At 69.2% G+C, this 12,263-nt stretch carries 9 protein-coding genes; 3 read left to right on the top strand and 6 right to left on the bottom strand.

The genetic code is table 11. The features are described from left to right. Nucleotides 1–12 precede the first annotated feature (12 nt). From OHB24_RS30360 to OHB24_RS30335, 6 genes are all read right to left on the bottom strand, one after another. Nucleotides 13–570, bottom strand: a complete 558-nt coding sequence (locus tag OHB24_RS30360; protein WP_327634280.1) for a HEAT repeat domain-containing protein — start codon at nucleotides 568–570, stop codon at nucleotides 13–15. A 60-nt stretch (nucleotides 571–630) separates the two neighbouring features. Continuing rightward, nucleotides 631–3,408: an aconitate hydratase AcnA gene (acnA, locus tag OHB24_RS30355; protein WP_327634279.1), complete on the bottom strand. Its 2,778-nt coding sequence runs from the start codon at nucleotides 3,406–3,408 to the stop codon at nucleotides 631–633. Nucleotides 3,409–3,563: 155 nt separating this feature from the next. Further along, on the bottom strand, nucleotides 3,564–4,496 hold the full coding sequence (locus OHB24_RS30350) for an LLM class F420-dependent oxidoreductase (protein WP_327634278.1): 933 nt from the start codon (nucleotides 4,494–4,496) through the stop codon (nucleotides 3,564–3,566). Nucleotides 4,497–4,506: 10 nt separating this feature from the next. Then, on the bottom strand, nucleotides 4,507–7,020 hold the full coding sequence (locus OHB24_RS30345) for a hypothetical protein (RefSeq protein WP_327634277.1): 2,514 nt from the start codon (nucleotides 7,018–7,020) through the stop codon (nucleotides 4,507–4,509). A 36-nt stretch (nucleotides 7,021–7,056) separates the two neighbouring features. Beyond that, on the bottom strand, nucleotides 7,057–8,256 hold the full coding sequence (locus OHB24_RS30340) for a class I SAM-dependent RNA methyltransferase (RefSeq protein WP_327634276.1): 1,200 nt from the start codon (nucleotides 8,254–8,256) through the stop codon (nucleotides 7,057–7,059). Beyond that, entirely contained in the window at nucleotides 8,253–10,280 is a 2,028-nt protein-coding gene (locus OHB24_RS30335; RefSeq protein ID WP_327634275.1) for an APC family permease, read from the bottom strand. Before OHB24_RS30335 ends, OHB24_RS30340 begins: the two co-directional genes overlap by 4 nt. 94 nt (nucleotides 10,281–10,374) lie before the next feature. On the opposite strand from OHB24_RS30335, the gene OHB24_RS30330 reads away from it, so the two are divergent. From OHB24_RS30330 to OHB24_RS30320, 3 genes are read left to right on the top strand one after another with little or no spacing between them, the layout of a single operon-like run. Then, nucleotides 10,375–11,037 carry a potassium channel family protein gene (locus OHB24_RS30330; RefSeq protein WP_442913928.1) on the top strand — a complete coding sequence of 221 codons (663 nt, stop codon included), beginning with the start codon at nucleotides 10,375–10,377 and terminating at the stop codon, nucleotides 11,035–11,037. Nucleotides 11,038–11,046: 9 nt separating this feature from the next. Then, the gene (locus OHB24_RS30325; protein WP_327634274.1) at nucleotides 11,047–11,733 is read left to right on the top strand and encodes a potassium channel family protein; all 687 of its coding nucleotides are present in this window, start codon (nucleotides 11,047–11,049) and stop codon (nucleotides 11,731–11,733) included. Between the two features lie 9 nt (nucleotides 11,734–11,742). Further along, nucleotides 11,743–12,138, top strand: coding sequence for a VOC family protein (locus OHB24_RS30320; protein WP_327634273.1), 396 nt, complete (start codon nucleotides 11,743–11,745; stop codon nucleotides 12,136–12,138). Nucleotides 12,139–12,263 lie beyond the last annotated feature (125 nt).

Raw genomic sequence — 12,263 nt, 5'->3', positions numbered from 1 at the left:
GCCCGTCGTACATCAATCGAGGGGTCGGTCAAGGCGGTCCTCCAGGGTCGCGAGTGCGCGCTCGACGGCGGCGCGGACGGTGTGATCGGAATCGTCGGCGAGCGGCCGGATCGCGTCGGCGTGCTCGTACTCCCCCGCGGCGCCGACCGCGCGAACGGCCGCCGCACGAACCCTCGGCAGCTCGTGGTCGAGCATCGGCAAGAGCGCGTCGACGAGTTGGCCGAGCTCGCGCTGCGCGGTGATCCGCGCGACGTGCTCCCGGACCCGCCAAGCAGGATCCTGCGCCGCGACCAGCAGCGCATCGACCGCGTCATCCCGCCAGACATACAGGAACACCCGAGCGGCCCACACCCGGATCCAGTAGTAGTTGCCCGGATCAACAGGCGCTTTCCAGCCACCCGGATTCTCCGCCCCGGTGATCGCCACCAGCTTCGGCAGCTCAGCGCCGTACGCCGCCTCGCCCGAGATCTCACCAGTTAGGAAGGCAACGCACCAGTCGACCACGACATCCTCGCCGTACGTCGCACACGCGGCCCGCACGACGTCGCGCGGTGACTCCCGGTCGGCCATGACATCAGTAAACCGCGGGCCACCGACAGTTCCGGTGACCCGCGGCTACTGGATGCTGCGTCAGCCGGCGATCAGCGACCGGAGGACGTACTGCAGGATGCCGCCGTTGCGGTAGTAGTCGGCCTCGCCCGGGGTGTCGATGCGGACGACCGCGTCGAACTCCTGCACGCCGCCGTCGACCGCGGTGACCTTGACGTGGACCGTGCGCGGGATCGCGCCGTCGTTCAGCGCGGTCACGCCGGTGATGTCGAAGGTCTCCTCGCCGGTCAGGCCGAGGGACTCCGCGTTCTCACCCTCCGGGTACTGCAGCGGCAGCACGCCCATGCCGATCAGGTTCGACCGGTGGATCCGCTCGAAGGACTCGGTGATGACGGCCTTCGCGCCGAGCAGCGCCGTACCCTTCGCGGCCCAGTCCCGCGAGGACCCCGAGCCGTACTCCTTGCCGGCCAAGATCACCAGCGGCGTCCCGGCTTCGGCGTACGACTGAGCGGCCTCGTAGATGCTCGTCACGGGCGCGTCGTCCTTGGTGAAGTCGCGCGTGAAGCCGCCCTCGGTGCCCGGCGCGATCTGGTTGCGCAGCCGAATGTTCGCGAACGTGCCGCGGATCATCACCTCGTGGTTGCCCCGGCGGGAACCGTACGAGTTGAAGTCCTTGCGGTCGACGCCGTGCTCCGCGAGGTACGTGCCCGCGGGGCTGTCCGCCTTGATCGAGCCGGCCGGGGAGATGTGGTCGGTGGTGACCGAGTCGCCCAGCTTGGCCAGCACGCGGGCACCGGCGATGTCGGTGACCGGCGACGGGTCCTTCGCCATACCCTCGAAGTACGGAGGCTTCCGGACGTACGTCGACTCGCTGTCCCACGCGAACGTCTTGCCCTCCGGCGTCGGCAGCGACTGCCAGCGCTCGTCACCGGCGAACACGTCGGCGTAGTCCTTGGTGAACATCTCCTTGTTGATCGAGCTCGCGATGGTCCGCTCGACCTCGTCGGCGCTCGGCCAGATGTCGCGCAGGAACACGTCGTTGCCGTCGGTGTCCTTGCCCAGGGCATCGGTCTCGAAGTCGAAATCCATGGTGCCGGCCAGCGCGTACGCGATCACCAGCGGCGGCGACGCGAGGTAGTTCATCTTCACGTCGGGGTTGATCCGGCCCTCGAAGTTCCGGTTGCCGGACAGCACACTCACGACAGCGAGGTCGGCTTCCTGGACCCCGGCCGAGACAGCCTCGGGCAGCGGGCCCGAGTTGCCGATGCAGGTGGTGCAGCCGTACCCGACCAGGTGGAAGCCGAGCTTCTCCAGGTACGGCGTGACGCCGGCCTTGTCGTAGTAGTCGGTGACGACCTTCGACCCCGGCGCGAGCGACGTCTTCACCCACGGCTTCGACGCCAGGCCCTTGTCGACCGCGTTCTTCGCCAGCAGCGCCGCGGCGAGCATGACGGACGGGTTCGACGTGTTGGTGCAGGAGGTGATCGAGGCGATCACGACGTGGCCGTGGTCGAGCTCGACCTCCTGGCCGTCCAAGGAGATCTTGGTCTTCTTCGACGGGCGGCCGTTGCCGCTGCCGTGTGGCACGTGCGGCTCGTCGTTCACGTTGCCGTGGCCGTTCGGGGCGTCGCTGGCCGGGAAGCTACCGGTCTCCGACGGGTCGACGTCGAGCTCTTCGGTGGCGTAGTCGGTCAGCGCGCCGCGGAAGCCTTCCTTGGCCTCGCTCAGCGCGACCCGGTCCTGCGGCCGCTTCGGGCCGGCGATCGACGGTACGACAGTCGACAGGTCGAGCTCGAGGTACTCCGAGAAACGCGGCTCGACGGCCGGGTTGTGCCACAGGCCCTGCTCCTTGGCGTAGGCCTCGACGAGAGCGACCTCGTCGTCGGCGCGGCCGGTCAGGCGCAGGTACTCCAGGGTGACGTCGTCGATCGGGAAGATCGCGCAGGTGGAGCCGAACTCCGGGCTCATGTTGCCGATCGTGGCGCGGTTCGCCAGCGGGACCGCCGCGACGCCGTCGCCGTAGAACTCGACGAACTTGCCGACCACACCGTGCTTGCGCAGCATCTGGGTGATCGTCAGCACCACGTCGGTCGCGGTCGCGCCGGCCGGGACGGACCCGGTGAGCTTGAAGCCGACGACCTTCGGGATCAGCATCGACACCGGCTGGCCGAGCATCGCGGCCTCGGCCTCGATGCCGCCGACGCCCCAGCCGAGCACGCCGAGGCCGTTCACCATCGTGGTGTGGCTGTCGGTGCCGACACAGGTGTCGGGGTACGCCTGGCCGTTGCGGACCATCACGGTACGGGCCAGGTGCTCGATGTTCACCTGGTGCACGATGCCGGTGCCCGGCGGGACGACCTTGAACTCGTCGAACGCGGTCTGGCCCCAGCGGAGGAACTGGTACCGCTCGCGGTTCCGCCCGTACTCGAACTCGACGTTGCGCTCGAACGCGTCCGGCGTACCGAACACGTCGATGATGACCGAGTGGTCGATGACCAGCTCGGCCGGCGCCAGCGGGTTGATCTTGGTCGGGTCACCGCCGAGCTCGCCGACGGCCTCGCGCATCGTGGCCAGGTCGACCACGCACGGGACGCCGGTGAAGTCCTGCATGATCACCCGGGCCGGGGTGAACTGGATCTCGGTGTCCGGGGCCGCGTTCTGGTCCCAGTTGCCGAGCTTGGTGATGTGCTCGGCGGTGATGTTCGCGCCGTCCTCGGTGCGCAGCAGGTTCTCCAGCAGGACCTTCAGCGAGTACGGCAGCGTGTCCGCACCCTCGATGCCCGCCAACCTGAAGATCTCGTACGACTGTCCGTTGACCTCGAGTGCCCCCTTGGCACCGAAGCTGTCGACGCTCGCCATCAACCTGCTCCTCTGTCCGGTCCATATTTGCTGCGGGTCCGCTGCGCCCATCCTGCCGAGCGCGTTGACCGGCCGCGAGGTCAGGTTCACCTAACCTCGGGCCGCAAACTCTCTCGACATCAAGATACACGACATCGAGCCAACTTCGTGAGGTCTTAGGAAACCTGTGGAAGAACCTCCGCCGCGATCAGGTCGAGGTGGTCGAGGTCCTGCAGATCCATGATCTGGACGTACTGACGCTGCGATCCGACGGCCGCGAACTGACCCAGCCGGTCCACGACCTCGGCCGTCGTCCCCGCGATGGCGTTCGCCTTGAGGTCCTCGACGTCGCGGCCGATCGCCTCGGCCCGCTGCTTCACCTCGGCGTCGTCCTTGCCGACCACCACGGTGTGCGCGGTGGAGAGGGCGAGCGTCTTCGGGTCGCGGCCGATGTCGGTGCAGGCCGCCTGGACACGCTTGAAGAGGATCGAGGTCTCCTCCACACCGCGGAAGCCGGCGTTGAACTCGGCGGCGTACTTCGCGGACAGGGCCGGCGTCCGCTTCTTGCCCGCGCCGCCGACGATGATCGGCGGGTGCGGCTGCTGGACCGGCTTCGGCAGCGCCGGGGAGTCGCTGATCTGGTAGTGCTCGCCCTGGAAGTCGTACTTCTCGCCGACCGGGGTGTCCCAGAGGCCGGTGATCAGTTCGAGCTGTTCGGTGAGGAGGTCGAAGCGGCCGGGGGTGTCGGGGAAGTCGAGGCCGTACGCCTTGTGCTCGGCTTCGTACCAACCGGCGCCGAGCCCGAGTTCGGCGCGGCCGCCGCTCATCTGGTCGACCTGCGCGACCGAGATCGCCAGTACGCCGGGGTTGCGGAACGTCGCGGAGCTGACCAGCGTGCCGAGCTTGATCCGCTTGGTCTCACGTGCCAGGCCGGCCAGCGTGATCCACGAGTCGGTCGGGCCCGGGAGGCCGTCGTTGTCGCCCATGACGAGGTAGTGGTCGGAGCGGAAGAACGCGTCGAACCCGTTCTCCTCCGTCTTGCGGGCGACCGCGAGAAGGTCGTCGTACGACGCGCCCTGCTGAGGTTCGGTGAAGATCCTGAGAAGCATGGCGCCAACGCTATCTCGCGCTGGTGTACAGCTTCTCCAGGTACGACGGTTGCCATTCGGCGCTGCGGCCGTAGAGCCTGCGGACCAGCTCGTTCGGGTTGAAGCGCTCCTCGACCGGGTTGTCCCACCAGTCGGGCACCTGGTCGTACCAGCGGTCGATCCGCAGCGTGCGTCCGGCCGCGTCGATCCGTGCGAACAGCCAGCCGCCCTGCTCACCTTGGGCTTCGGTCAGCCAGAGATCACCGAGCAGGCCGCTGAGCTTCTCGGCGGCGAACTCGGGGTCGTCCACGTCCGGCGGCTCCAGGTCGAACCGGTACGACGGCGCACCCGGGTCGAGCACCTGCACCTGGATCGTGAACCCCGAAGGCACAACCGCCGTCCGCGCCCGGCACCAGTCATGCAACGCCCGCACCGCAGCCGACTCCCCCGGCTTCGGCCGAGGCCGCTCGACCTCGGCCCGCATCGCCTCCTCGAGAGAGCCGGACTCAGGCACGATCCGAGGCCCGCCGCCACCAACCAGCCCCAAGCCGGCCACCAACATCCCACCAACAGCACCCCCGGCCGCGCCGTTCGGCTGGTCCGACTCGTCGACAGATCCGACCGGCGCCTTGAGCCACACCGGCTCGTCATCGTCCACCACGGGCACGAACCCGGTCGGCATGTCGTCGTCCGGGTCACCCCCGAACTCGTCACCACCCTCGAGCCGCGCAACCTGCTGTGGCTCGGGCTCCGGCATGGGTTCCGGCTCGGGCTCCGGCATCGGCTCAGGCTCGGGCTGCGGAAACGGCTCCGGCTCGGGCTGTGGGAACGGGTGCGGGTCGGGCTCCGGCTCAGGCTCGGGCAGCGGCTCCGGCACGGGCTCGGGGTCCGGAACAGGCCCCGGGATCGGCTCGGGCTCTGGGAAAGGCGCGGGGTACGGGTCGGGGGTGGGCGACGGGTGCGGGGTCGGCTCGGGGTCGGGCGGGGTGGGCTGAGGCCACGGTGCCGGATGGGGCTCTGGCTGCGGCCACGGCTCCGGCTGGGGTTGCGGCCAGGGCTGCGGTTGAGGGTGAGGCTCTACTTGAGCTTCAACCTCATACTCCTGCACGCCCGGAACGTCCTCGGCCGGGTCCTCGGCTGGCTCGAGGTCGTCGGTTACGGCGGGGATTTCGGCGGTTTGGTCGTCGTCTGCGTCCGTTGCCGCGAACTCGGCTACCTGGGGCGTCGGCTCGGGGGCGGGGGCGAACGGGGACGGGCCGGTGAAGGACGCCGGTTCGTCTTCCTCGGCCGCCGGGGCCGGGTCCAGCACTGCCTCGATCTCGGCAGTAGGTGCGTCGTCGTCCTCCAAGTCCGCGACCGGAGCGGGTTCCGCCGATGCCGAGCTGGGGTCTTCCACCCATTCGCCGTTGATCCAGGCGGGCCCGCTCCAAGCCGGGTCCGGTGTGGGCTCAGGGAACGGGTTGTACGCGCTGGTCGCTTCCTGATCGGACCAGGACGACTGTTCCGCCGTCTCCCAATCCTGATCCGCCGCAGGCGCAGCGCTGGCAGGAGCGTCCGCGAAGAGGCTGTTGTAAAAGTCGTCGCCTTCGTAAACCCCGCCGCCAACCCGCGGCGGTTCGGACGACGGAAGCGTCGGGTCGTACGCATGAGACGTCGGCAGCCCAGGACTCGAGACGTTCTCCGGCAGGTACGTGCCGGGCGTCGACGGGTCCACGTACGGGGCAGCCGCCTGCGGGTACGCAGCCGGTGGGTCGGCGATCGGCTGGCCGGTGAAGGGGCTGATGCCGGGCGGGACGACGTACGACTCCTCGTCGTCTGCTGGCGGGTTGTCTCCGATCACGGGATCTTCAACGACCGAGACCTCGGCCGTGTCAGGGTCTGCGTCGAAACTTGCCGGTTCTGCAACGTTCGGGGTGAAGTCCTCCCCCGCGGCGACGCCGGCCGGCAGGTCCGGTTGCACCGGTGACCGCGGGTCGATCCCGAACTGCCCGAAGAACGCCGCGAGTGCCGAAGCCGAGATCCCAGGCCCGGCCGCGGCCCGGATCAGCTCCACGCCGTACGGGCGGAGCGCGTCGAGGCCGCCGAGGTAGTCGCACCATCCCGCGACCCACTCGATCATCTCGTCGGCGGCCGCCTCGTCCGCGGAGATCCACTCGCCGATCGGCCCGAACCCGTCATCGACCGGCTGCCACGGATCCCCCGGGTACGACGCGCGCGCCCAGCTCCCGTTGAACGCGCCGTACACGAACCCGAGCTCGCCCGCCGTCTGGCGCTGCCGCACCTCCGGCTGCCCGATCCACTCCGGCGACCCGGCCAGCAGGTCCTCGCCGGCGGTCTGGCTGTGCTGCGTGTGGAATCCCCACAGCACCGACCGCCCGTCCTCCAGGCGCGCCATCCGCAGCACGGAGGCGCTCTCGTCCTGGTGGTGGTACCCGTCGGCGTCGGCGTACCAGCGCCGGTCGAAGCCCGTGGCATGCGCGACCGCGGCGAGTGCGCTCCAGCGGGCGCGCAACTCCTCCGGGTCGTCCAGGTCAACGAGCGGCATCAGGTCTCCAAGCGCATTTGGATCCAGGCCCAGACGCTACCCGAGCCCTCCAGGACTGGCCACTTCACTGTCCACAGGCTCGAGGATGGCGACGCATTCGATGTGGTGGGTCATCCCGAAGAGGTCGAAGGCGCGCAGCGAGGCGATCCCGTACCCGAGGCGTCCGAACGTCTTCAGGTCGCGGGCCAGTGCCGCCGGATCGCAGGCGACGTACGCCACCCGCCGCGGTCCGAGCGCCGCGATCCGCCGTACGACGTCCTTCCCGGCGCCGGTCCGGGGCGGGTCGAGGACGACGAGGTCCACGTGCTCGAGGCCCTGGCCTGCCGCCGCGTTCAGGACCCGGTCGACGTCGCCGTTCTCCAGCGTCACGCCGTCCAGGTCGTGCAGGTTCCGCCGGGCGTTCCGGACCGCGTCCTTGTCGCCCTCGATGGCCAGCACGGGGCACCCGGCCTCGGCCAGGAACGCCGCGAACAGCCCGACGCCCGAGTACAGGTCGAGCGCGGTCTCACCGGCAGCAGGCTCCAGCCCGCTCAGTACGGCGTCCACCAGCGTCTCCGGCGCCGCCGGGTGGACCTGCCAGAACCCACCGGCCTCCACCAGGAACCGCCGGTCACGCACCACCTCGACCAGCCGCTCCCCCGGCTCTTGGTCGGTCAGTACGGAGCTCTTGCCCTCGGAGGACACCACCGCCTGCACCGACGACACGCCCGGCCACCGTGAGCTCAGCACGTCCGGCGTCCCCGGGTGCGCGAGCAGGCACTGGTCGATCGGGATCAGGTCGTGGGAGCGGTGCGCGTACATACCGGGCCGCTCGTCCACGACGGCGTACCGCATCCGCGTCCGCCAGCCGAGCCCGTCGTCCCCCGGCGACTCCATCACGATGGTCCGCTCGATCCCACCGATCCGCCGGAGCGTGTCCGACACGACCGTCGCCTTCAGCCGCCGCTGCTCGACGATGTTGGCGTGCTGGAAGTCACACCCGCCGCACTGGCCCGGTCCGGCGTACGGGCACGGCGGCTCGATCCGTTGCGGGGACGGCGTGAGCACCTGGACCGCGTCGGCCCGCAGGTACTTGGCTGTCTGTTCCGTGATCCGGGCATGCACCAGCTCCCCCGGCAGCGCATGCCGGACGAAGACCACCTGCCCCTCGTGCCGGGCGACACAGTGTCCCCCGTGTGCGACTGGACCTACCTCCAGCTCGACTACCGCCCCGACCAGACTGTTCTCGTCTGTCACCGATCTCCTGACGCCTTGCGGGCACCGCGCCGTACCTGGCCGGCTACCCGTTCCACCCGGTCCTGCCGTTCCTCGGCCCCCTGCGAGGAGAGCAGCTGATAAGGAACGGACGTAACCATCACACCAGGTGTAAACAAGAGGCGCCCCTTGAGCCGCAGTGCACTCTGGTTGTGCAGGATGTGCTCCCACCAGTGGCCTACGACGTACTCGGGGATATAAACCATCACCACGTCCCGCGGCGACTGCCGCCGGATGTCGCGCACGTACTGCAGGATCGGCCGGGTGATTTCCCGGTACGGCGACGCGAGCCGCTTCAACGGCATCGGGATGCCGCGCGTCTCCCACTCGGCCTGCAGCAGGTCCGACTCGTCCCGGTCGACGTCGACCGTGACAGCTTCGAGCTGGTAAGGCCGGGCCGCCTTCGCGAACGCCAGCGCCCGCAAGGTCGGCTTGTGCAGCTTGGAGACCAGCACGATCGCGTGCACCCGCGACGGCAGCATCAGCGGCTCGTCGCCTTCGGCGGCCATCTGCCTGCGGACCGTCTCGTAGTGCCGGTGGATCCCCTTCATCAGCACGAAGAGCACCGCCATCGCGATGATCGCGATGTACGCGCCGTGGGTGAACTTCGTGATCAGCACGATCACCAGCACGACCCCGGTCATCGTCAGGCCGATCGTGTTGATGATCCGGGAGCGCATCATGCGCCGCCGCTTGACCGGGTCGGTCTCGGTCTTCAGGTGCCGGGTCCAGTGCCGGATCATGCCGAACTGGCTGAGCGTGAAGCTGACGAACACGCCGACGATGTAGAGCTGGATCAGCTTGGTGACCTGGGCGTCGAACGCGATGATCAGCCCGATCGCGGCCAGCGCCAGCAGGATGATGCCGTTGCTGTAGGCGAGCCGGTCGCCGCGGGTGTGCAACTGGCGCGGCAGGTAGCCGTCGCGGGCCAGGATCGAGCCGAGCACCGGGAAGCCGTTGAACGCGGTGTTCGCCGCCAGCACCAGGATCAGCATGGTCGCGCCGATCACCAGGTAGAAGCCGGGCGGGAAGTTCGAGAAGACCGAGTCACCGATCTGACCGATCACGGTCTTCTGGGTGTAGCTGTCGCCGACCGGCACTCCGTTACGGAGCAGCTGCGTGGCCGGATCCTCGGCGAACCGGAGCCGGATCTTGTCGGCCAGGAACAGGATGCCCATCAGCATCGTGACCGCGATCGTGCCGAGCAGCAGCAACGTGGTCGCGGCGTTCTTGCTCTTCGGCTTGCGGAACGCCGGCACGCCGTTGCTGATCGCCTCGACGCCGGTCAGCGCCGCACACCCGGAGGAGAACGCCCGGGCCAGCAGGAAGACCGCAGCCAGCCCGCTGAACACCTCGTGCCCCGGTTCGGACCGGACCTCGAAGTCGGCGCTCTCGGCCATCGGCAGGTTCCCGGTGCTCAGCCGGATCAGGCCCCAGATCGCCATCCCGATGATCGACGCCATGAAGATGTACGTCGGGACCGCGAAGATCCCGCCCGATTCGCGGACACCGCGCAGGTTCATCGCGGTCAGCAGCAGGACCAGGCCGACCGCCAGCGGCACCTCGTGGCCCTGGAGGAACGGCAACGCCGACTTGGCGTTCTGGACACCCGACGAGATCGACACCGCCACGGTCAAGACGTAGTCCACCATCAGCGCGCTGGCCACGGTCAGGCCGGCGTTCGGGCCGATGTTCACCGTCGCGACCTCGTAGTCACCGCCGCCCGACGGGTAGGCATGCACGTTCTGTCGGTACGACGCCACGACGACGAGCATCACGAACGCCACCAGCAGGCCGATCTTCCACGAGAAGCTGTACGCCGCCAGCCCGGCGATCGACAGCGTCAGGAAGATCTCGTCGGGCGCGTAAGCGACCGACGACAGGGCGTCGCTCGCGAACACCGGGAGGGCGATGCGCTTCGGCAGCAGGGTCTCACCCAGCTGAGTGCTGCGCAGTTTGCGTCCGAGCAGCAGCCGTTTGCCGATATCGCCTAGAGCGGGAGTCACACCGGTGATGTTAGAGGGCCCCCAGTTCCGGTGTAGCGTCTATCCCTGCCGAACCGAGCCAGCCGCCCGCCACGGGGCAGGGAGTGATCAGCGAGTGCACGTCGTCATCATGGGCTGCGGCCGCGTCGGGTCGATGCTCGCCCGCGGTTTGGAGAAACGCGGCCACACGGTCGCGATCATCGACCAGTCGGCCGACGCGTTCCGCCGGCTGAGCCCCGCGTTCACCGGGCGGACCATCCTCGGGATGGGCTTCGACCGCGAGGTGCTGACCGAGGCCGGGATCGAGGACGCCGAGGCGTTCGCGGCGGTGTCGAACGGCGACAACTCGAACATCCTGGCCGCCCGGGTGGCCCGCGAGACGTTCGGGATCAACAACGTGGTGGCCCGGATCTACGACCCGGGCCGCGCCGAGGTGTACCAGCGGCTCGGTATCCCCACGGTCGGCACGGTCCGCTGGACCGTCGACCAGATGATGCGCCGGCTGCTCCCCGAGGGCTCCGAGCCGGAATGGCGCGACCCGTCCGCCACCGTCCGGCTGGCCGAGGTGCATGTGCACGCCGATTGGATCGGCCGGCCCGCGTTCGACATCGAGAAGGCGACCGGTGCCCGGGTGGCGTTCCTGACCCGGCTCGGCGAGGGCGTCCTGCCCCGGGCCGACACGGTCGTCCAAGAAGGCGACCTGGTCCACGTCGTGATGCTGGAGCGGGAAGCCGCCGCGGTCGAGGCCCAGCTCGGCGCCAAACCTGAAGAGGCCTGAGGAGCTGTGATGCGGGTAGCCATCGCGGGAGCCGGCAACGTGGGTCGTTCGATCGCCGGTGAACTGCTGGAGAACGGCCACGAGGTCCTGCTGATCGACAAGGACCCCCGGGCGATCAAGGCCGAGTCGGTGCCGCGCGCCGAGTGGCTGCTGGCCGACGCGTGCGAGCTGTCCTCGCTCGAGGAGGCCGCGCTGCAGCGTTGCCAGGTCGCAATCGCCAGTACCGGTGACGACAAGGTCAACCTGGTCGTCTCACTGCTCGCCAAGACCGAGTTCGGCGTACCCCGGACCGTTGCCCGGGTCAACCACCCGCGCAACGAGTGGATGTTCAACGAGGCCTGGGGTGTGGACGTCTCGGTGTCCACGCCGCGGATCATGTCCGCGCTGGTCGAGGAGGCGGTGTCGGTCGGCGACCTCGTCCGGCTCTTCACCTTCCGCCAGGGCGACGCGAACCTGGTCGAGCTGACGCTGCCCGAGGACTCCCCGATGATCGGTCTCCGGGTCGGCGACATCGACTGGCCGCTGGACACCGCCTTGGTCGTCATCCTCCGCGAAGGCCGCGTCCTGCGCCCGGACCCGGAAGGCACGCTCGAACTCAACGACGAGCTCCTCTTCGTCGCCGCCGACGAAACCGAAGAACAACTGGAAGACATGCTGTCCCCCCACCACCGCAAGTCGGAGGGCACCACCTCCTAGGGTTGCGGGATGGCGCAGATCCAGCAGTTCCAGGTCAACCTGTTCTGCGACGACGTGGACGGGTGCCTCGAGTTCTACAACCGCCTCGGACTGACGGAGGCGTTTCGGGCACCCGCCTCTGGCCCCGTCGCGCATGTGGAGGTCGAGGCGGCGGGCATCCGCATCGGGCTGACCTCCGCGCGCGTCGCCAACGAACTCGTCGACCTCGGCGTCGAGCCGGCCGACCGGCCCGCAACGGAGATCGTGTTCTGGTGCGACGACGTCGACACCATGTACACCCAAGCCCTCGCCGCCGGCGCCACCGCCGTAGTCGCTCCGACCGACTCCCCGGACGGCCGCCTGCACTACGCCTGGGTACGCGACCCCGACGCCCACCAACTCAAATTCGTCCAGCCCCACCCGTAACCCACAACTCCCGCCCCAACTCCGCTCCCGGCTCCGCTCCGGCTCCCGCTCCGCTTCCGGCTCCCGGCTCCCGCTCCGCTTCCGGCTCCCGGCTCCGGCTCCGGAGCCGGGCTCCCGGTGCCACC

It is taken from the genome of Kribbella sp. NBC_00482 (genome assembly GCF_036013725.1).
Taxonomy (GTDB): Bacteria; Actinomycetota; Actinomycetes; order Propionibacteriales; family Kribbellaceae; genus Kribbella.
The sequence above is the reverse complement of the archived record's forward strand: the minus strand, read 5'-3'. Positions and strand labels throughout refer to the sequence as shown.

Coding starts and splice junctions, on each gene's coding strand:
- OHB24_RS30360 (WP_327634280.1), bottom strand. CDS start 570: ATGGCCGACCGGGAGTCACCGCGCGACGTCGTGCGGGCCGCGTGTGCG.
- acnA (WP_327634279.1), bottom strand. CDS start 3,408: ATGGCGAGCGTCGACAGCTTCGGTGCCAAGGGGGCACTCGAGGTCAAC.
- OHB24_RS30350 (WP_327634278.1), bottom strand. CDS start 4,496: ATGCTTCTCAGGATCTTCACCGAACCTCAGCAGGGCGCGTCGTACGAC.
- OHB24_RS30345 (WP_327634277.1), bottom strand. CDS start 7,020: ATGCCGCTCGTTGACCTGGACGACCCGGAGGAGTTGCGCGCCCGCTGG.
- OHB24_RS30325 (WP_327634274.1), top strand. CDS start 11,047: ATGCGGGTAGCCATCGCGGGAGCCGGCAACGTGGGTCGTTCGATCGCC.
- OHB24_RS30320 (WP_327634273.1), top strand. CDS start 11,743: ATGGCGCAGATCCAGCAGTTCCAGGTCAACCTGTTCTGCGACGACGTG.